This is a genomic window from Streptomyces sp. NPDC006997 (genome assembly GCF_040635175.1).
Classification (GTDB): Bacteria; Actinomycetota; Actinomycetes; order Streptomycetales; family Streptomycetaceae; genus Streptomyces.
Genome location: NZ_JBEYHH010000006.1, coordinates 66,682 through 86,673 on the forward strand (window position 1 = coordinate 66,682; position 19,992 = coordinate 86,673).

The following is a 19,992-nucleotide window of genomic DNA, read 5'->3' on the forward strand; positions in this document are numbered from 1 at the left end:
TCAGGTCCCTTCCTTACGTCACTTGGCGGCGGCCGGAGCGTCCTCGCCGAGCAGCTTGCCGTCCGAGGTCTCGAACTGCTTCTTGAACTCCGCGACGGCGTCCGCGATGGCCTGGATGGTGTCGTCGGACATCTTGGCGCCCTCCTTGATGGAGGTCATGAGGCCCTGCTCCTTGCGGTGCAGGTACTCCAGCAGTTCCTTCTCGAAGCGGCGCACGTCGGCGACGGGCACCTCGTCCATCTTGCCGTTGGTACCGGCCCAGATGGAGACGACCTGGTCCTCGGTGGCCATCGGCTCGTACTGCGCCTGCTTCAGCAGCTCGACCATGCGCTGACCGCGCTCCAGCTGCGCCTTCGACGCGGAGTCCAGGTCGGAGCCGAAGGCGGCGAACGCCTCCAGCTCACGGAACTGGGCGAGGTCCACGCGGAGGCGGCCGGACACCTGGCGCATCGCCTTGTGCTGGGCGGAGCCACCGACGCGGGAGACCGAGATACCGACGTTCAGGGCCGGACGCTGACCGGCGTTGAACAGGTCGGACTCCAGGAAGCACTGGCCGTCGGTGATGGAGATGACGTTGGTCGGGATGAACGCCGAGACGTCGTTGGCCTTGGTCTCGACGATCGGCAGACCGGTCATCGAACCGGCACCCATCTCGTCGGAGAGCTTGGCGCAGCGCTCCAGGAGGCGGGAGTGCAGGTAGAAGACGTCACCCGGGTAGGCCTCACGGCCCGGCGGGCGGCGCAGCAGCAGCGACACGGCGCGGTAGGCGTCGGCCTGCTTCGACAGGTCGTCGAAGATGATCAGGACGTGCTTGCCCTCGTACATCCACTGCTGGCCGATGGCCGAGCCGGTGTAGGGGGCGAGGTACTTGAAGCCGGCCGGGTCGGACGCCGGGGCGGCGACGATGGTCGTGTACTCAAGGGCGCCGTTCTCCTCCAGCGCGCGGCGGACCGACGCGATGGTGGAGCCCTTCTGGCCGATGGCGACGTAGATGCAGCGGACCTGCTTCTTCGGGTCGCCGGTGCGCCAGTTGTCACGCTGGTTGATGATCGTGTCGACGGCCAGGGCGGTCTTGCCGGTCTGGCGGTCGCCGATGATCAGCTGGCGCTGACCACGGCCGATCGGGGTCATGGCGTCGACGGCCTTGTAGCCGGTCTCCATCGGCTCGTGCACCGACTTGCGGACCATGACGCCCGGAGCCTGCAGCTCCAGGGCGCGGCGAGCGCTGGTCTCGATCTCGCCGAGGCCGTCGATCGGGTTGCCGAGCGGGTCGACGACGCGGCCGAGGTAGCCCTCGCCGACCGCGACGGAGAGGACCTCGCCGGTGCGCGTGACCGGCTGACCCTCCTCGATGCCGCTGAACTCACCGAGGACGATGGCGCCGATCTCGCGCTCTTCCAGGTTGAGCGCGAGGCCGAGGGTGCCGTCCTCGAACTTCAGCAGTTCGTTGGCCATGGCCGAGGGCAGTCCCTCGACCTTCGCGATGCCGTCGCCGGCAAGGGTGACCGTACCGACCTCCTCGCGCGAGGCCGCGTCCGGCTTGTACGACTGGACGAAGGTCTCCAGTGCGTCCCGGATCTCCTCCGGCCGGATCGTGAGCTCCGCCATCTGGGTTCCCTGCTCTCCTTGTTGGGCCCGAAGTTTCACTTGGGGGGAATGGGGACTCCCCCCGTTAAGAGGTGAATCCTCTGCACGGCCCAACCAGGGCCGTAGGTACGTACTACGTGTTCAGTTGCTGGTCGGCTAACCGGCCAGTCGGCGCTCGGCGTCCTCAAGGCGGTCCGCGAGGGAGCCGTTGATGACCTCGTCACCGACCTGCACCCGGATGCCCCCGACGACCGCCGGGTCCACTTCCAGGTTGAGGTGCATCTGGCGGCCGTAGAGCTTGGCGAGGGCGGCGCCGAGGCGCTGCTTCTGGCCGTCGCTCAGCGGTACCGCCGAGGTGACGACGGCGACCATGCGGTCCCGCCGGTCGGCGGCGAGCTTGGACAGGGACTCCAGTCCCGCTTCCAGGCTACGTCCCCGCGGCGCGGTGACCAGACGCGTCACCAGACGCTCCGTGGTCCGCGCGGCACGGCCGCCGAGCAGGCTGCGCAGCAGCTCGCCCTTGGCCGCGGTGGTGGCCTTGCGGTCGGTCAGCGCGGCGCGCAGCCCGGTGTTCGAGGCGACGATCCGGCCGAACCGGAACAGCTCGTCCTCGACGTCGTCGAGCGTGCCCGTGCGCTGGGCGGCGGTGAGGTCGGCGGTGTTCGCCAGCTCCTCCAGCGCGTCCACCAGGTCGCGGGACTGCGACCAGCGGGCGCGGACCATGCCGGACACCAGGTCGGCGGCGGACCCGCCGATCTGACCGCCGAGCAGGCGCTGGACCAGGTCGGCCTTGGCCTCTCCGGACTGCGCCGGGTCGGTCAGGACCCGACGCAGCGACACCTCGCGGTCGAGCAGCGCGGTGACGGCGGCCAGCTCGTCGGCGAGGGCGCCGGCGTCCACGGACGTGGCGTCCGTCAGCGCGTCGAGACGCTCGCGTGCGGCTGCCAGGGCCTCGCGGCTCGCTCCGTTCATCGAGACGCCTCGGCCTTCTCCTCAAGCTCGTCGAGGAAGCGGTCGATCACACGGCTCTGGCGGGCGTGGTCCTCAAGGGACTCGCCGACCAGCTTGCCCGCCAGGTCGGTGGCGAGCTTGCCGACGTCCTGACGCAGCGCGGAGGAGGCGGCCTTGCGGTCGGCCTCGATCTGGGCGTGACCGGCGGCGACGATCTCCTCGCGCTGACGCTGGCCCTCGGCCCGCATCTCCGCGATGAGCGCGGCACCCTGCTCCTGCGCCTCCTGGCGCAGGCGCGCGGCCTCGTGCCGGGCCTCGGCGAGCTGGGCCTTGTACTGCTCAAGGACGCTCTGGGCCTCGGTCTGCGCGGCCTCGGCCTTCTCGATACCGCCCTCGATGGCCTCGCGACGCTCTTCCAGGACCTTGTTGATGGTCGGGAGGAGCTTCTTGGCGAGGAAGCCGAAGACGATGACGAAAGCGATGAGGCCGATGACAACTTCCGGCCACGGCGGAATGAGGGGATTCTCCTTCTCCCCCTCAGCCGCCAGGAAAACCAGGGCGGATGTCACATCAGTGCCTTTCGTCGAAAGGGTCGGTCGTCAGGGCTCGTCTTAGTAGACGAACGGCATGACGAGACCGATCAGGGCGAGCGCCTCACAGAAGGCGAAGCCCAGGATCTGGTTGGCACGGATCAGGCCGGCGGCCTCGGGCTGACGGGCGAGGGCCTGGGTGCCGTTACCGAAGATGATGCCGATACCGACGCCCGGGCCGATGGCCGCGAGACCGTAACCGATGGAGCCGAGATTGCCGTCGACAGCAGCGAGCATCTGGGACATGGCCAGTTCTTCCTTCTCTTTACGGACCGGTGGGGGTTGGCCACCGGACGATTGCGGGAGCGGTGCGGGTGCTCAGTGGTGTTCGGCGAGCGCACCCTGGATGTAGCTGCAGGTCAGAAGCACGAAGACGTACGCCTGGACAGCCTGGATGAAGAGCTCGAAGGTGGTCATGATGATGACCATCACGAACGAGACACCGGAGTACGCGACGCCGATGCCGTTCAGCATGTACCAGCTGGCGATCGTGAAGAGCAGCAGCAGCGTGTGGCCGGCGAACATGTTCGCGAAGAGCCGGACGGCGTGCGTGAACGGGCGGACCAGCAGGTTGGAGAAGAACTCGATGGTCATCGAGAGCGGCAGCACCGGGCCGAGCGACTTGTCGTAGCCCGTCACGTTCTTGAAGAAGCCGACGAAACCGTGCCGCTTGAAGGTCAGCGAGACCCAGGTGACGTAGACGATCAGCGCCAGCACCATCGGGTACGCGATGATCGACGTCACCGGGAAGGCGGCGACCGGGACGATCGACCAGAGGTTCATCATCCAGATGAAGAAGAACAGGGAGACGGCGAGCGGTACGTACTTCTCGCCTTCCTTCTTGCCGATCGTCTCGTAGACGATGCCGCGGCGTACGAAGTCGTAGCCGGCCTCGGCGACCATCTGGAGCTTGCCCGGGACGATCTTCGGCCGGGCGAACGCGGCCCAGAAGAAGCCGACCACGATGATCGAGCCGAGCAGCGCGAGCAGCATCGGCTTGTTGAAGTAGAAGCCGTTGCCGTCGGCGTCTCCCAGGAGCGGCTCGAAGAGGAAAGAGTGCAGGCCAGGAGCCGGGAAGCCGCACCCGTCGAAGAGGTGGCAGTCGGTCTCGAAGGCGAGCACCTGCGTCGGGTCAGCACTCACCGCGGGCTCCTTCATCGTGGCGCATGGAAACGGCAACCTCGTTGTGTCGGCGCGGCGCGGGGCCGCGGTTCGGCACGGGACTGGTGTTACGGATGTGGGGGCGGCTGTGGGGCATCTCGCCTCGCGATTGAGCAGGCGTCAGCTCGGATGCCCGCGCCCGCGATGCCGCAGTTGGCACCGGACGATAGCAGGATCTCTCATGCGCCTTTATCCCGGCCCTACCCCTCACGACGAGTGCCCCGACTTGTCGGGCTCGACGTAGAGGATCTTGGACTTCATGTGCGCCCGTGTCTGCGCGGCGATCCACGCGAGGGTGGTGGCGACCAGAGTGAGCGCGAAAGCCCGGGGGTTGAAGAGCGTGGTGTTCTTGAACACGGCGACGAAGACGAACAACAGCAGAATCTGCGCCGCGTAGAGCATCAGGCCCATTGCCTGGAAAAGGTGCGGAAGCGATGTGGCGGTGCGCTGGAGAACATAGAGACCGATTCCCATGAACAGGGTCACGATCACGGTCGCGACGATCGCACCGACCGCCCCCTTGCCACCCGCGACCACTCCGCTGACCACGGCGGCGACCGCGCCGACGGCAGCTGTGGGCACAGCGGCCTGAGCGAGGATCCGGGCGTCACTGGAGGGCATGGCGGCAACTCCGCTTTCACAAAAGGGGGCAGGGTGTCGTCATGGACGAGCGTAGTCCCGGGCTGAGAGCGAACCTCACACCAATGGACCCTCGCACCAGGGTCCTTCGGCTCTATCCGGGGGTTCTCGTGAACGGTATCACAAACTATTTGATGAGGTCTTTACCTGAGCGTGTGCCCACCGTCACACATGAGAGTGAAAGTGCGCGCCTGAGCGAGAACCGAGCCGACTTGTCTGGTATTGGGATGCTTCGCTCCCCCATCACAGCCCCACGGGTTGGCAATGCCTTAGTCAGATTCTTACCTTCGGTGCCCCACGGCGGTCGCGCCGTTGACCCGTGACACCCCGGCCGCCACCGGCTCCCGCGGCTCCTCCCGCGCGGCCACCGGCTCGGCGTCCCCGGCTTCCGACTCCGCCTCCGCCGCCACCGGCCGGGCACCGCGGCGCCGGTAGCGCGGCGGCACGAACCGCTCCGCCCAGCGCGGGGCGCGCGGGGTGAAGCGCGGCAGCAGGAGCAGCATCAGCCCGACCGCGCTGAGGAAGACCACGCCCAGCACGATCCACATCGACGCCGAGTTCACCGAGTAGGCCAGCGCCCCGAAGGCGATCAGCGCCGACCAGAAGTACATGATCAGCACCGCCCTGCTGTGCGAGTGCCCGATCTCCAGCAGCCGGTGGTGCAGGTGCCCCCGGTCCGCGGCGAACGGCGACTGACCGCGCCAGGTGCGCCGGACGATCGCCAGCACCAGGTCGGCCGCCGGGATCGCGATGATGGTCAGCGGCATCACCAGCGGGATGTAGACCGGCACCATCTGGTGCACGGCGTTGCGCTCGGAGCCGGAGAACAGCTTCATCACGTCGGGATCGATCTGCCCCGTCACCGAGATCGCGCCCGCGGCCAGCACCAGCCCGATCAGCATCGACCCGGAGTCGCCCATGAAGATCCGCGCCGGGTGCATGTTGTGCGGCAGGAAGCCCAGGCACATGCCCATCAGGATCACCGCGAACAGCGTCGCCGGGGCGGCGGCCTCGATGTTGTAGCCGTACCAGATCCGGTAGGCGTACAGGAAGAACGCGCACGCGGCGATGCACACCATGCCCGCCGCGAGGCCGTCCAGGCCGTCGACGAAGTTCACCGCGTTGATGGTGATCACCACCAGCGCGACCGTGAGCAGCGTGCCCTGCCACTGGGTCAGCGCGACCGTCCCCACACCCGGCACCGGCAGCCACAGGATCGTCAGACCCTGGACCACCATCACACCGGCCGCGATCATCTGCCCGCCCAGCTTGATCAGGGCGTCGATCTCGAACTTGTCGTCCAGCACCCCGATCAGCCAGATCAGCGCCGCCCCGGAGAGCAGCGCCCGGGGTTCGTTCGACTTCTCGAAGACCTCGTTGAGGTTGGTGAGGTGGGAGGCGACCAGCAGCCCCGCGCACAGCCCGAAGAACATGGCGATCCCGCCGAGGCGCGGAGTCGGTTCCCGGTGCACGTCCCGGGCCCGGATCTCCGGCATCGCCCCCGCCACGATCGCGAACTTGCGTACCGGCCCGGTCAGCAGATACGTCACCGCGGCCGTGACGCAGAGCGTCAGCAGGTATTCACGCACGGGCTTCCCCACAGGTCTCGCTGGCCATCTCAGCCCACACCCTAGCGACGGACTCGTACGTGACGCATATACGTAGGGACTTCCGGGTAGCGACGATGGTTGCACGACCCGCCGTGCGAGCGGTGCCGCGGGGGCCGGCCAGGGGGCGTCTACCCCCGCTCAGGAGGGATACGACGCCGGAGGGGCCGCCGGATACGGCGGGAACCCCAGCGTCAGCTCCCGCACCTCTCCCCTGGCCCGCGCCCCGTCCACCTCCCCCCGCACCACCGCCGCCAGCAGCGCGGCGATCCGCCCCATCTCGCCCTCCCGCATCCCCTGCGTGGTCACCGCCGCCGTCCCCAGCCGCAGCCCCCGCGCGTCGCCGTGCGGCAGGGCGCAGCACTCCAGCACCAGGCCGGCCGCGGCGAGCAGCCCCCGGGCGGTGCGGCCGTCGACGCCGAGCGGCGCCGGGTCGGCGGTGATCAGGTGGGTGTCCGTGCCGCCGGTGGTGACGACGAGCCCCTCGGCGGCCAGCCCCGCCGCCAGCACCCGGGCGTTGGCCACGACCTGGTGCGCGTACGCCGCGAAGTCCGCCGTCGCGGCCTCGCCGAACGCGACGGCCTTCGCGGCGATGGTGTGCATCTGCGCGCCGCCCTGGGTGAACGGGAACACGGCCCGGTCCACCCGCTCGGCCAGCTCGCCGCCGCACAGGACCATCCCGCCGCGCGGCCCGCGCAGCACCTTGTGCGTGGTGGCGCAGACGATGTCCGCGTACGGCACCGGACTGGGCGCCGCTCCCCCGGCGACGAGCCCGATGGGATGGGCGGCGTCCGCGATCAGACAGGCGCCGACCTCGTCGGCGACCTCGCGGAAGAAGGCGTAGTCGAGGTGGCGTGGGTAGGCGATGGAACCGCACACGATCGCCTTGGGGCGCCGGGCCCGCGCCAGCGTCCGCACCTGGTCGCGGTCGATGAGCCCGGTCTCGGCGTCGACGCCGTAGCCGACGAAGTCGAACCAGCGTCCGGAGAAGTTCGCGGGCGACCCGTGGGTGAGGTGCCCGCCGTACGGCAGTCCCAGTGCGAGGACGGTGTCACCGGGGCGCAGCAGCGCGGCGTACGCGGCCAGTACCGCCGAGGAGCCCGAGTGCGACTGCACGTTGGCGTGCTCGGCGCCGAACAGTGCCTTCGCCCGGTCCACCGCCAGCCGCTCGGCGACGTCGACGACCTCGCAGCCGCCGTGGTGCCGGGCCCCCGGATACCCCTCCGCGTACTTGTTCGCGAGCGCCGATCCCAGCGCCGCCAGCACGGCCGGGGACGTGAAGTTCTCCGCGGCGCTCAGCTGCAGTGTGTCCGACTGCCGGGCCAGCTCCCCGAGCAGGATCTCCGCGACCTGCGGATCCTGGCGCCGCAGCACCTCGGCGACATCGGCCGTGGGGGCGGGGGTGACCGACATGGTGGGCTCCCGGGCGTCAGCGTGGACGTATGCCCCAAATGTAGGCCCCTGGCGGGGCCGCCGCCCGTTGGTCACGCCCGGGCGGGGACCCCCGTCAGCGCCGTCACCACGGGATCCAGCGCCTCGTGTATCTCGTCCCCGATGGACCGGAAGAACGGCAGCGGCGCCCCGTACGGGTCGTACACCTCGTCCGCCTCGGCGGTGGGCGCCAGCAGCCAGCCGCGGAGTGCCGCCGCCGCGCGGACCAGGGCGCGGGCGCGGGTCACCACCCCGTCGTCGAGCGGCGGCAGCGTCGCCGGGTCGATGGCCTTCACCAGCCGCGTGAACTCCTTCAGCGTGAACGTCCGCAGGCCCGCCGAGTGCCCCATCGAGATCACCTGCGCCCGGTGGTCACGCGTGGCCGTCAGCACCAGGTCGGCCCGGATGACGTGCTCGTCGAGCAGCTCCCGCCCGGTGAACCCGGAGGCGTCCGCGCCGAAGTCGGCCAGCACCGTCTCGGCGTTGGCCTCCATGGGGGCGCCCTCGTGGCCCCAGGTGCCCGCGCTCTCCACGACCAGCCCGCCGCCCAGGATGCCCAGCCGCTCCTTGACGAAATGCCGGGTCAGCCGCTCGGTGATGGGCGAGCGGCAGACGTTTCCGGTGCTGACGTGGAGGATGCGGAAGGTGTCGCGCGGCAGCCCCACGAACGTCGTCGTGATCTCCGCCGCGCTCTCCCGGTTGCCTATGCCACGCCCCGACCCGGGGGCGGTCAATTGGCCACCTCGAGGTCGGGTACGACCTTCCGCAACTCCTCCGGCGACAGCGCGCCCTCCCGCAGCAGCACCGGCACCTGGCCGGTGACGTCGACGATGGAGGACGGCACGATGCCGGGCGTCGGACCGCCGTCGAGGTAGACGGAGACGGAGTCGCCGAGCATCCGCTGCGCGGCGTCGCAGTCCTCCGGCGCCGGGTGCCCGGTCAGGTTGGCGGAGGAGACGGCCATCGGGCCGACGTCGGTGAGCAGCTCGATGGCGACCGGGTGCAGCGGCATCCGTACGGCGACCGTGCCGCGGGTGTCGCCGAGGTCCCACTGCAGGGACGGCTGGTGCCTGGCGACCAGGGTCAGCGCGCCCGGCCAGAACGCGTCGACCAGTTCCCAGGCCAGCTCGGAGAAGTCGGTGACCAGCCCGTGCAGGGTGTTCGGGGAGCCGATGAGGACGGGCGTGGGCATGGTGCGGCCCCGGCCCTTGGCGGCGAGCAGGTCGGCGACGCCCTCCGAGGAGAAGGCGTCGGCGCCGATGCCGTACACGGTGTCCGTCGGGAGGACCACCAGCTCGCCACGGCGGACGGCGGACGCGGCCTCACGCAGACCCGTCACCCGGTCGGTCGCGTCGTTGGTGTCGTATCGCCGTGCCATATCAGCGGGCCTCCTCGTACACGAAGTACACGTGCTGCGGGATGAAGTGGTTCGGGGCGGTCACGGCAGCGCCTTGCGGGCGGTGGCGAAGCGCGGCCGGTTGTTCAGGTCGGGGTGGTCGGCGGCGTCGGTCCAGCCGCGGTCCTCGGCGAAGATCCACGGCACCTGGCCGCCCTGGGTGTCGGCGTGCTCGACGACGACGAGCCCCCCGGGACGCAGCAGCCGGTGCGCGGTGCGCTCCAGGCCGCGGATCAGGTCGAGGCCGTCCTCGCCGGAGAACAACGCCAGCTCGGGATCGTGGTCACGCGCTTCGGGAGCGACGTACTCCCACTCGGTCAGCGGGATGTACGGCGGGTTGGAGATGACCAGGTCCACCTGGCCGTCGAGGTCCGGGAACGCGGTCAGGGCGTCACCGTGGCGCAGGTCGACCCGGGAGCCCTCCATGTTCTTGCGGGTCCACGGCAGCGCCTCCTCCGACAGCTCCACGGCGTGCACGCGCGAGCGCGGCACCTCCTGGGCCAGGGCGAGGGCGATGGCGCCGGAGCCGGTGCACAGGTCGACGATGCACGGCTCGACGACGTCCATCGCCCGGACGGCGTCTATCGCCCAGCCGACCACGGACTCCGTCTCCGGGCGGGGCACGAACACCCCGGGGCCGACCTGGAGTTCCAGGTAGCGGAAGTAGGCGCGGCCGGTGATGTGCTGGAGCGGCTCCCGGGCCTCACGGCGGGCGACGACCTCCCAGTACCGGGCGTCGAAGTCCGCGTCCCGGACGGTGTGCAGCTCGCCGCGCTTGACGCCGTGGACGAACGCGGCGAGCTCCTCCGCGTCGGTGCGCGGCGAGGGCACGCCGGCGTCGGCCAGCCGCTGGGTGGCCTGCGCCACCTCCGCGAGCAGCAGGTTCACGCTGGTCCTCCGAGCTGTCCGAGCTGTCGGGCTGTCTTGGGGTTACACGGCTTACGCGGTCTACGCGGTCTACGCGGTCACGCGGCGGCGAGCTTGGCGGCCGAGTCCGCGTCGACGCACGCCTGGATGACCGCGTCGAGTTCGCCGTCCAGGACCTGGTCCAGGTTGTACGCCTTGAAGCCGACGCGGTGGTCCGAGATGCGGTTCTCCGGGAAGTTGTAGGTGCGGATCTTCTCGGAGCGGTCGACGGTGCGGACCTGGCTGCGGCGGGCGTCGGCGGCTTCCCGCTCCGCCTCCTCCTGCGCCATGGCGAGCAGCCTGGAACGCAGGATACGCAGGGCCTGCTCCTTGTTCTGGAGCTGGCTCTTCTCGTTCTGGCAGGAGGCGACGACCCCGGAGGGCAGGTGCGTGATGCGCACCGCGGAGTCGGTGGTGTTGACGGACTGCCCGCCGGGCCCGGAGGACCGGTAGACGTCGATCCGCAGGTCGTTGGGGTTGATCTCGACGTCCACCTCCTCGGCCTCGGGGGTGACGAGGACACCGGCCGCGGAGGTGTGGATGCGGCCCTGCGACTCGGTCGCGGGCACCCGCTGCACGCGGTGCACGCCGCCCTCGTACTTCAGCCGCGCCCACACGCCGTGCCCGGGCTCGGTCTGACCGCGGGTCTTCACGGCGACCTGGACGTCCTTGTAGCCGCCCAGCTCGGACTCGGTGGCGTCGATGATCTCGGTCTTCCAGCCGACCCGCTCGGCGTACCGCAGGTACATGCGCAGCAGGTCACCGGCGAACAGGGCGGACTCGTCGCCGCCCGCGCCCGCCTTGATCTCCAGGATCACGTCCTTGTCGTCGCTGGGGTCGCGCGGGACGAGCAGCAGGCGCAGCTTCTCGGTCAGCTCCTCGCGGTGCTTCTCCAGCTCCTTGACCTCGGCGGCGAACTCCGGGTCGTCGGCGCCGAGTTCGCGCGCGGTCTCGATGTCGTCGCCGGTCTGCTTCCAGGAGCGGTACGTGGCGACGATCGGGGTCAGCTCGGCGTAGCGCTTGTTGAGCTTGCGCGCGTTGGCCTGGTCGGCGTGGACCGACGGATCGGCGAGCTGCTTCTCCAGATCGGCGTGCTCGGCGACGAGGTCGTCAACGGCCTCGAACATCTTGGGCTCCTGAAATGACGGACGTGCGACGGTAAGACGGGCGAGGCGCCCCGCGGGGGGCCGGGGTGGCGCGACCAAAAACGCCGGTCCCCGGCGCGCCCCCCGGGATGCGGAGGGCGCTGCCGTGGACCGGCGCTGGCGGCTCGCTACTTCTTGCCGGCGGCCTTGCCGAAGCGGGCCTCGAAGCGGGCCACACGGCCACCGGTGTCGAGGATCTTCTGCTTGCCCGTGTAGAACGGGTGGCACTCGGAGCAGACCTCGGCACGGATGGCGCCGCTCTGGATCGTGCTGCGAGTGGTGAACGACGCGCCACAGGTGCAGCTGACCTGCGTCTCGACGTACTCGGGGTGGATGTCGCGCTTCAAGGTGTCTCCTAGGTTTCGGGAGGGCGCCGGGTCGCAGCCGCGGGGTGCGGGGGCGTGAACCGGAGCCGACGTACCAGTCTGCCAGGACTGGGGCCATCCCCCAAAACGGGGGGTGGGGGTGATCTATTCCCCGGGGGTCGCGGGAGGCCTGCCACGCCGCTCAGGGGGCGCTGACGACGCCCTCGGCCTCACCGGTCGCCATGCCCTCGGTGGCCGACCTGGGGATCGGCCGGTCCTGCTTCAGCGCCTTCCACACCCGGTCCGCGTGCTTCTCGGCGACGACGACGCGGTCGGGGTCGGCGGGGTCGTACCGGACCGGCATGGTGACCATGGTCATGTGGTCGGCGCCGATGCCCTTGAGCCCGGCCGCGAAGGACATCAGGGAGTTCACCGAGCCCAGGTCGGAGTCGGTGGTGACGGCCTGGGTGGCGGTGTCGGCGAGGTCGTAGAGCTTCTTGGGGCTGGTGAGCAGGCCGACGTCCCCGACCTGCTCGACCAGGGCCTTGAGGAACGCCTGCTGGAGCTGGATGCGGCCGAGGTCGGAGCCGTCGCCGACGCCGTGCCGGGTGCGGACCAGGCCGAGCGCCTGCTCGCCGGTGAGCCGGTGGGTCCCGGCCCCGAGGTCGAGGTGGCTCTCGGGGTCCCGGATGTCCTCGGTGGTGGTGACCCGGACGCCGCCGAGTTCGTCGACCAGCTTCCGGAAGCCGCTGAAGTCGACCTCCAGGTAGTGGTCCATGCGGATGCCGGTGAGCGACTCGACGGTCTTCACGGCGCAGGCGGCGCCGCCGGTGGAGTACGCGGAGTTGAACATCACGCCCCTGACGGCGTGATGGACGTCGCCGTCGGTGTCGGTGCACTCGGGCCGGTCGATGAGGGTGTCGCGCGGGATGGAGACGACGCTGGCCTTCCTGTGGCCCTCGTGGACGTGCACGACCATCGCCGTGTCGGAGCGGGCGCTGCCGTCGTCGGCGCCGCCGCCCAGGGCCTTGTTGGAGCCGGAGCGGGTGTCCGAGCCGAGGACGAGGATGTTCTCGGAGCCGTCGTCGACCTTGGTGGGCCGGTCGGTGCCGAGGGCGTGGTCGATGTCGACGCTCTCCAGGTTGCCGTTGAGCTTGAGGTAGACGTACCCGGCCCCGGCGCCGCCGAGGACGACGACGCCCGCCGCGGCCCAGGCGGCGACGAGGACGCCCGTACGGCGTCCACCGCGGGGCCCGCGGCGGCGGCCCCGGGCGCGGCGGCGGGGGCCTGGGGTGCCTGGTGTGCCTGGTGTGCCGGTTCCCGGCGTGCTCTCGGCAGCCATGTGCTCCTCGGTTCTCGTCCGGTCGGTTACCCCCTGCGGTGAGGCGCGGACATGGTCGGTGGCCCGTGCGGGCCCGTTCACCATCGTCCCTCGGGAGGCGGGACGGGGACACCGGGGAGCAGGGTCATACGACGCGCTGTGCCCACCGCCGGAGGCGATGGGCACGCTGCGTGGTCGTACGGGGGCCCGGAGCACCGGACCTCACCCGCGGCTTGCGGGACCGTCAGCCCCAGATGTCGTACCCCTGGTAGCCGGTGCCGACGTTGATCCGCGTGGCGAAGATCTCGCTGGTGGCCTTGCCGGTGCCCTTGTAGAGGTAGAGCGTGCCACCCGGTGTGCGGGCGAGCAGGTCGGCGCGGCCGTCGCCGTTGACGTCACCGACCGCGGTGAGCTTGTCGTACCCGGAGGTGCTCCAGGTGCGCACCTTGACCCGGGACGGGAAGGGCGAGGTGGCCGAGCCGGTGCCCTTGTACAGGTAGACGTAGCCGTTGCTGCGGGTGCGCGCGATCAGGTCGGTGTTCCCGTCGCCGGTGAAGTCACCGTGGCCGACGATCTGGTCGTACTGCCTCCAGCCGGTGCCGCCGACCGCGACGCGGCCGGAGAAGGAGCCGGTGCCGGTGCCCTTGTAGACCCACATCTGGCCGGTGGAGTCGACGCTCATCAGGTCGGGCAGGTAGTCGCCGGTGACGTCGCCGGGGGCGCTGATGCGGGTGCGGCTCTTCCAGTTGTCGCGGATCTTGGTGGTGGCCCAGGAGCCGCTGGCGGGCACCCAGTGCAGCCAGAACACGTCGCCGTCGGAGACGCGCCGGACGATCAGGTCCTGGTAGCCGTCCCGGTCGAAGTCGGTCTGGAGGACGGTGTTGAAGCCCTTGAAGCTGCCCCAGGACTGGCGGCTGCCGAACGAGGTGCCCTGGGAGTCCTTCTCGTAGCCGGTGTAGGTGGAGCTGCTGCGCACCCACAGGTCGGCCCGGTGGTCACCGCTGAGGTTGGTGTCGTCGACGCGCGGGTAGGCGGCGCCCACGTACGTCCTGACCTTGCTGAAGACGCTGTAGGCGCCCTCCGCGACACAGTCCGTCACACCCCAGGAGACGACGCCCACGATGCGGTTGTTCACGACCAGCGGACCGCCGGAGTCGCCGTTGCAGGGGCTCGTGGTGCCGGTGTCGCTGCCGGTGGCGGGGGTGCCCGCGCAGACCATGTGGCCCTTGACGAAGTCGGCGCCGTAGAAGCCGGAGCAGGTGGTGTCGGACTGGATCGGGAGCGTGGCCACCTTCAGGGCCTGGGAGATGTCCTGGGAGGTGGAGCTGGTGCGGCCCCAGCCGTAGACCTTGGCCTGGGTCCCGGCGGCGTAGGACGACGTGTCGCTGGCCGTCGTCATCCGGATCGGGGTGGCCTTCACCGGGTTGGGCAGGGTGAGGACCGCGATGTCGTTGTCGAGGGTGTGGGCGCTGTACGACGGGTGGTTCCACTGCCGCCAGACGCCGCTGACGGTCCCGCCGTACAGGTCGTCGTCGGCGAGCTGCGCGGTGCCGGTGACGACCGCGCCGTTGGCGTACCAGTCGTAGCCCTGCACGCAGTGCGCGGCGGTGAGGATCTTCGTCGGGGCGACGACGGCGCCGCCGCAGAAGAAGCCGAAGTCGTTGGCCTCGTCGTAGTACCAGAGCTGGGCCATCCACGGCGCGCTCGTGATGCTGGTGGTGGTACCACCGATGATCTTCGCGTCGACGCCGCTGGAGGCGCTGTAGGAGGACTTGGCGGCCTCCCCCGCGGTGTCGTCGCTGGCGGCGGCATCGGCGACGCGCTGCTTCAGCTCGGAGAGCGAGGGCGAGGCGTGCTGCGTCACGGCGGGCGGGCCGGGCTGCGCGGCGGCCGCGCTGGCGGACGAGGTCAGCAGCGCGGCGGCGACGGCCGCGGCCACGGAGGCCGCGGCGACGGGCAGGGCGATGCGTATCCGGCGTCTACGCCGACCGCCCCCGGACATGGGTGTGCCCATGGAAGTCCCCCCTAGGGATCACGAGTTCGAGGAAGAGCCGTGATCCTACCCCGGGCCACTGACACGCGGAACGGGCCGCCCCTGGGGACGGCCCGTTCCGTTTGCGCAGGTCCGGCTCAGTCGCCGTTGCCGGGCGTCGGCGTCGTCTTCTGGATCTGCATCAGGAACTCGACGTTCGACTTGGTCTGCTTCATCTTGTCGAGGAGCAGCTCGATGGCCTGCTGCTGGTCGAGCGCGTGCAGCACCCGGCGCAGCTTCCAGACGACCGCCAGTTCCTCGTTGCCGAGCAGGATCTCTTCCTTACGGGTGCCGGACGCGTCCACGTCCACCGCCGGGAAGATCCGCTTGTCGGCGAGCTTCCGGTCGAGCTTCAGCTCCATGTTGCCGGTGCCCTTGAACTCCTCGAAGATCACCTCGTCCATGCGGGACCCGGTGTCCACCAGGGCGGTGGCGAGGATGGTCAGCGAGCCGCCGTCCTCGATGTTGCGGGCCGCACCGAAGAAGCGCTTCGGCGGGTACAGGGCGGTGGAGTCGACACCACCGGACAGGATGCGGCCCGAGGCCGGGGCGGCCAGGTTGTAGGCGCGGCCCAGACGGGTGATCGAGTCCAGCAGGACGACCACGTCGTGACCCAGCTCCACCAGGCGCTTGGCGCGCTCGATGGCCAGCTCGGCGACCGTGGTGTGGTCCTCGGCCGGGCGGTCGAAGGTCGAGGAGATGACCTCGCCCTTGACCGACCGCTGCATGTCGGTGACCTCTTCCGGACGCTCGTCGACCAGGACGACCATCAGGTGGCACTCGGGGTTGTTGTGGGTGATCGCGTTGGCGACCGCCTGCATGATCATGGTCTTGCCGGTCTTCGGCGGGGCCACGATCAGACCGCGCTGGCCCTTGCCGATCGGCGACACGAGGTCGATGATCCGGGTGGTCAGCACGCCCGGGTCGGTCTCCAGGCGGAGCCGGTCCTGCGGGTACAGCGGGGTCAGCTTGTTGAACTCCGGGCGGCCACGGCCGTGTTCGGGCGCCATGCCGTTGACGGAGTCCAGACGGACCAGCGCGTTGAACTTCTCGCGCCGCTCGCCTTCCTTGGGCTGCCGCACCGCACCGGTGACGTGGTCGCCCTTGCGCAGGCCGTTCTTGCGGACCTGGGCGAGGGAGACGTACACGTCGTTCGGGCCGGGCAGGTAGCCGGACGTACGGATGAACGCGTAGTTGTCGAGGATGTCCAGGATGCCCGCGACGGGGATCAGGACGTCGTCCTCGGTGATCTGCGGCTCCTGCACGTCGTCGCGGCCCCGACGGCCCCGACGGTCCCGGTAGCGGCCACGGCGGCCACGGCGGCCACCCTCGAAGTCGTCCCCGTCCTCGTCGGCCCGCTGCTGTCCACGGTCCTGGCGCCCGCCGCCCTGCTGCTGGCCGCCGCGCTGCTGGTCGTCGCCCTTGCGCCGGTCGCCGCGGTCACCGCGGTCACCGCGGTCGCGGTCCCGGCCGCGCTCACGGCGGTCGCGGCGGCGGCCCTCACCGCCGTCACCGGCGTCGCCCTGCTGGCCCTGACCCTGCTGCTGGGCGTGCGCGGGAGTCTCGGCCTTCGGCTCGCTCTTGGCCTCGGCGGTGACCGTCTCGGGGCTGCCCGCCTCGGCGGTGGCGCGGCGACGACGGCGCTCGGCGGGGGCGTCCTCGCGGGAGGTGTCCCCGGCGGGCTGGCCCGGGATCTCGATCTGCTGCTGGGCCGCGGCCTGCTCGGCCTTGGCGGCGGCGGGCTTCTCGGCGGGGGCCTCGGTGGCCGTCTCCGCCTTCTTCCCGGCCTTCTCGGCGCCGTCACCGGTACGGGTCCGCGCGGTGGCCCGGCGCTTCGGCTTGGTCTCGGTGGCGGCGTCGGCGGCCTTGGCCGGGGCGCCACCGGACGCCTGCGCCTCCTTGATGACCTCGATCAGCTGGCTCTTGCGCATCCGCGCGGTGCCCCTGATGCCGAGGCCGGATGCGACCTGTTGCAGCTCGGCCAGCACCATGCCCTCAAGGCCGGTACCGCGGCGCCGCCGGGAGCCGGCACCGGTGGCAGGCGCGGAGGCGTCCGTAGCGGGCGCGGCAGCGGTCTCCTCGACACGTGCGCCCATCAGATCGGTGGTGTCGCTCACGAAGGGTCCTTCCCTGGAGCGGACGTCGGCCTGTCTGGCTCGGCGACCGGTTGTGCTGTCCGGCTAGGTCCTCGCTGTGTGGACCATGCCGGGGCGGTGGTCCGCCAAAGAGGCGGAAGAGATATCTGGTGATTGGCGCAACCCCGACGAGCCGTGGCACCCAGTGTCACGTGGCGTGGTCGCACCGGTTCCGGAGCGTGCCCGCAGGTCCGCTCAGTGTCGACGTACGACGTACTGCCCGCATACGAGGTACGAAACACAGTGCGGCTTGGGGAGCTCCCGGAAGAATGTCTGTCCCGGACGGGGACACGAGGCACCTCGCCATGGTGGGGTCGGGTGCAGACTTGAGGTTAACACTACCGGATCCAACAAACATTCCCCCTCTCGAAATCCGGCAACCGCCCACTTTATTTACCGACGCCGAGGTCACCGGCCGTGCCACGACCGCTGTCGGCGTCGGCGTTCTCGCTGGTGGCACCGGGTTTGGTGGTGGTCGCGAGCGGCAGCACGCTCGCGCCCCCGAGATCGAGCCCGAGCCGGTTGGCGGCCCAGCCCGAGCCGGCCAGCGCCTCGACCTTGTCGGCGCTGTCCGCGTCCGCCAGCGCCATCACGGTGGGCCCGGCGCCGGAGATCACCGCCGGGACGCCGTCGGCGCGCAGCCGCTCCACCAGCGCGGCGCTCTCCGGCATGGCGGGGGCGCGGTACTCCTGGTGGAGGCGGTCCTCGGTGGCGGGCAGCAGCAGCTCGGGGCGCCGGGTGAGGGCCTCGACGAGCAGGGCGGCACGGCCCGCGTTGGTGGCGGCGTCGACGTGCGGGACGGTGCGCGGGAGGAGACCGCGCGCGGTCTCGGTGAGGACCGGCTTCCCGGGTACGAAAACCACCGGAACGATGGAACCGGCGGGCTCCATCCTGATCGCCCGCGCGGCGCCCGCCTCCATCCAGGACAGGGTGAAGCCGCCGAGCAGACAGGCGGCGACGTTGTCGGGGTGGCCCTCGATCTCGGTGGCCAGCTCCAGCAGGGCGGCGTCGTCGAGGCGGGCCTCGCCGCCTATGGTCACGGCGCGGGCGGCGACGATCCCGGCGCAGATGGCGGCGGAGGACGAGCCGAGGCCGCGGCCGTGCGGGATGCGGTTGGCGCAGACGATCTCCAGGCCGCGGGGCTGGCCGCCGAGGAGGTCGAAGGCGGTGCGCAGGGAGCGGACGAGGAGATGGCTCTCGTCGCGCGGGAGGGTCTCACTGCCCTCGCCCGCGATGTCGATGTGCAGCCCGGAGTCGGCCACCCGGACGACGACGTCGTCGTACAAGCCCAGCGCGAGGCCGAGGGCGTCGAAGCCCGGGCCGAGGTTGGCGCTGGTGGCGGGGACGCGCACCCGGACGGCGGCGGCGCGGAACGCTGGACCGGCCATCGCTCGCTGACTCTCCTTGAGCTGCGTGATTGTCGAAGACATTCGAAGTCGATACGTACGGGAACCCCGACCCCTCGGGCCGCTCGGCACCGGACCCTCGACGGGCACCGCACCGCGCCCTCGACGGGCATATGCGGGAGGCGGGTTCAGTACAGCTTATCGAAGGAAGGTTCTGTGGCGACATAGGGCGCACAGGAGGCGCACGATGCGTGTCGTAAGCCCCCTGTGCCTCCTCCGTGGGGATTGACCTCGGTGGACGTGTTTCCCGCCCACGGGGGGTTTACACCAGTCGCTACGGGTACCCGGTCCGACTCGGCGTGCGCCGGGTACCCGTACGGATCAGGCCAGGCCCAGCCGCTCGGCCGCCGTCGCCGCGTCGACCGGGACGGTGACGGGCTGCGGGGCGCCCGCGACGGCCCAGTCGGGGTCCTTGAGACCGTTGCCGGTGACCGTGCACACGATGCGCTGCCCGGGGTCGACCTTGCCCTGCTCGGCGGCCTTCAGCAGGCCCGCGACGGAGGCGGCGGAGGCGGGCTCCACGAAGACGCCCTCCTGCGCGGCCAACAGCCGGTAGGCGCGCAGGATCTCACGGTCCGTCACCTCGTCGATGAACCCGCCGGACTCGTCACGGGCGGCGAGCGCGTACTGCCAGGAGGCCGGGTTGCCGATCCGGATGGCGGTGGCGATGGTCGACGGGTCCTTGACCACCTCACCGCGCACGATGGGCGCGGAGCCGGACGCCTGGAACCCCCACATGCGCGGGGTCCCGGTGGCCACGCCGTCGGCGGCGTACTCCGTGTAGCCCTTCCAGTAGGCGGTGATGTTGCCCGCGTTGCCGACCGGCAGGACATGGATGTCGGGCGCGTCGCCGAGCATGTCCACGATCTCGAACGCGGCCGTCTTCTGCCCCTGGATGCGCACCGGGTTGACCGAATTGACCAGCGCCACGGGGTAGTTGTCGCTGAGCGCGCGGGCGAGCGTCAGACAGTCGTCGAAGTTGCCGTCGACCTGGAGGATCTTCGCGCCGTGCACGAGCGCCTGCCCCATCTTGCCGAGCGCGATCTTGCCCTGCGGCACGAGGACGGCCGAGACCATCCCCGCGCGCACGGCGTACGCGGCGGCGGAGGCGGAGGTGTTGCCGGTGGAGGCGCAGATGACGGCCTTCGCGCCCTCCTCCTTGGCCTTGCTGATGGCCATGGTCATGCCGCGGTCCTTGAAGGACCCGGTGGGGTTGGCGCCTTCCACCTTGAGGTGGACCTCGCAGCCCGTGCGCTCGGAGAGCACCTGCGCGGGCACGAGGGGCGTGCCGCCCTCACGGAGCGTCACGACCGGCGTGGTGTCGGAGACGGGCAGCCGGTCCCGGTACTCCTCGATGATTCCGCGCCACTGGTGGGTCAT

At 70.6% G+C, this 19,992-nt stretch carries 18 protein-coding genes; all 18 read right to left on the bottom strand.

What is annotated here, in order from left to right; genetic code table 11:
* Positions 1-18 precede the first annotated feature (18 nt).
* The 18 genes from atpA to thrC all read right to left on the bottom strand — a co-directional run bounded on the left by atpA (position 19) and on the right by thrC (position 19,992).
* Positions 19-1,608, bottom strand: coding sequence for a F0F1 ATP synthase subunit alpha (gene atpA, locus ABZ659_RS07760; protein WP_360214615.1), 1,590 nt, complete (start codon positions 1,606-1,608; stop codon positions 19-21).
* A 135-nt stretch (positions 1,609-1,743) separates the two neighbouring features.
* Positions 1,744-2,559, bottom strand: coding sequence for a F0F1 ATP synthase subunit delta (locus tag ABZ659_RS07765; RefSeq protein WP_360214617.1), 816 nt, complete (start codon positions 2,557-2,559; stop codon positions 1,744-1,746).
* Entirely contained in the window at positions 2,556-3,107 is a 552-nt protein-coding gene (locus tag ABZ659_RS07770; RefSeq protein WP_360214619.1) for a F0F1 ATP synthase subunit B, read from the bottom strand. Before ABZ659_RS07770 ends, ABZ659_RS07765 begins: the two co-directional genes overlap by 4 nt.
* Before the next feature lie 42 nt (positions 3,108-3,149).
* The gene (gene atpE, locus ABZ659_RS07775) at positions 3,150-3,374 is read right to left on the bottom strand and encodes an ATP synthase F0 subunit C (RefSeq protein ID WP_360214621.1); all 225 of its coding nucleotides are present in this window, start codon (positions 3,372-3,374) and stop codon (positions 3,150-3,152) included.
* Between the two features lie 72 nt (positions 3,375-3,446).
* A complete protein-coding gene (gene atpB, locus ABZ659_RS07780; RefSeq protein ID WP_360214623.1) occupies positions 3,447-4,286 on the bottom strand; it encodes a F0F1 ATP synthase subunit A in 840 nt (279 codons plus the stop codon).
* Positions 4,287-4,496: 210 nt separating this feature from the next.
* A complete protein-coding gene (locus ABZ659_RS07785; RefSeq protein WP_360214625.1) occupies positions 4,497-4,910 on the bottom strand; it encodes a hypothetical protein in 414 nt (137 codons plus the stop codon).
* A gap of 299 nt (positions 4,911-5,209) precedes the next feature.
* The gene (locus ABZ659_RS07790; protein WP_360214627.1) at positions 5,210-6,517 is read right to left on the bottom strand and encodes an MraY family glycosyltransferase; all 1,308 of its coding nucleotides are present in this window, start codon (positions 6,515-6,517) and stop codon (positions 5,210-5,212) included.
* A gap of 159 nt (positions 6,518-6,676) precedes the next feature.
* Entirely contained in the window at positions 6,677-7,948 is a 1,272-nt protein-coding gene (glyA, locus tag ABZ659_RS07795; RefSeq protein WP_360214629.1) for a serine hydroxymethyltransferase, read from the bottom strand.
* 71 nt (positions 7,949-8,019) lie between these two features.
* Positions 8,020-8,700 carry a protein-tyrosine-phosphatase gene (locus ABZ659_RS07800; protein WP_360214631.1) on the bottom strand — a complete coding sequence of 227 codons (681 nt, stop codon included), beginning with the start codon at positions 8,698-8,700 and terminating at the stop codon, positions 8,020-8,022.
* Entirely contained in the window at positions 8,697-9,344 is a 648-nt protein-coding gene (locus ABZ659_RS07805) for an L-threonylcarbamoyladenylate synthase (RefSeq protein ID WP_360214633.1), read from the bottom strand. Before ABZ659_RS07805 ends, ABZ659_RS07800 begins: the two co-directional genes overlap by 4 nt.
* Before the next feature lie 60 nt (positions 9,345-9,404).
* Positions 9,405-10,250: a peptide chain release factor N(5)-glutamine methyltransferase gene (prmC, locus tag ABZ659_RS07810; protein ID WP_360214635.1), complete on the bottom strand. Its 846-nt coding sequence runs from the start codon at positions 10,248-10,250 to the stop codon at positions 9,405-9,407.
* A 77-nt stretch (positions 10,251-10,327) separates the two neighbouring features.
* Positions 10,328-11,395 carry a peptide chain release factor 1 gene (gene prfA, locus ABZ659_RS07815; protein WP_360214637.1) on the bottom strand — a complete coding sequence of 356 codons (1,068 nt, stop codon included), beginning with the start codon at positions 11,393-11,395 and terminating at the stop codon, positions 10,328-10,330.
* Between the two features lie 146 nt (positions 11,396-11,541).
* A complete protein-coding gene (gene rpmE / locus ABZ659_RS07820) occupies positions 11,542-11,760 on the bottom strand; it encodes a 50S ribosomal protein L31 (RefSeq protein WP_360214639.1) in 219 nt (72 codons plus the stop codon).
* 160 nt (positions 11,761-11,920) lie between these two features.
* On the bottom strand, positions 11,921-13,060 hold the full coding sequence (locus ABZ659_RS07825) for an LCP family protein (protein WP_360214641.1): 1,140 nt from the start codon (positions 13,058-13,060) through the stop codon (positions 11,921-11,923).
* 223 nt (positions 13,061-13,283) lie between these two features.
* Complete coding sequence (locus tag ABZ659_RS07830; protein ID WP_360214643.1) at positions 13,284-15,053, bottom strand: trypsin-like serine protease; 1,770 nt, start codon at positions 15,051-15,053, stop codon at positions 13,284-13,286.
* A 116-nt stretch (positions 15,054-15,169) separates the two neighbouring features.
* Positions 15,170-17,188, bottom strand: coding sequence for a transcription termination factor Rho (gene rho / locus ABZ659_RS07835; RefSeq protein WP_360214645.1), 2,019 nt, complete (start codon positions 17,186-17,188; stop codon positions 15,170-15,172).
* 407 nt (positions 17,189-17,595) lie between these two features.
* The gene (gene thrB, locus ABZ659_RS07840) at positions 17,596-18,594 is read right to left on the bottom strand and encodes a homoserine kinase (RefSeq protein ID WP_360214647.1); all 999 of its coding nucleotides are present in this window, start codon (positions 18,592-18,594) and stop codon (positions 17,596-17,598) included.
* A 339-nt stretch (positions 18,595-18,933) separates the two neighbouring features.
* Positions 18,934-19,992: a threonine synthase gene (gene thrC, locus ABZ659_RS07845; RefSeq protein WP_360214649.1), complete on the bottom strand. Its 1,059-nt coding sequence runs from the start codon at positions 19,990-19,992 to the stop codon at positions 18,934-18,936.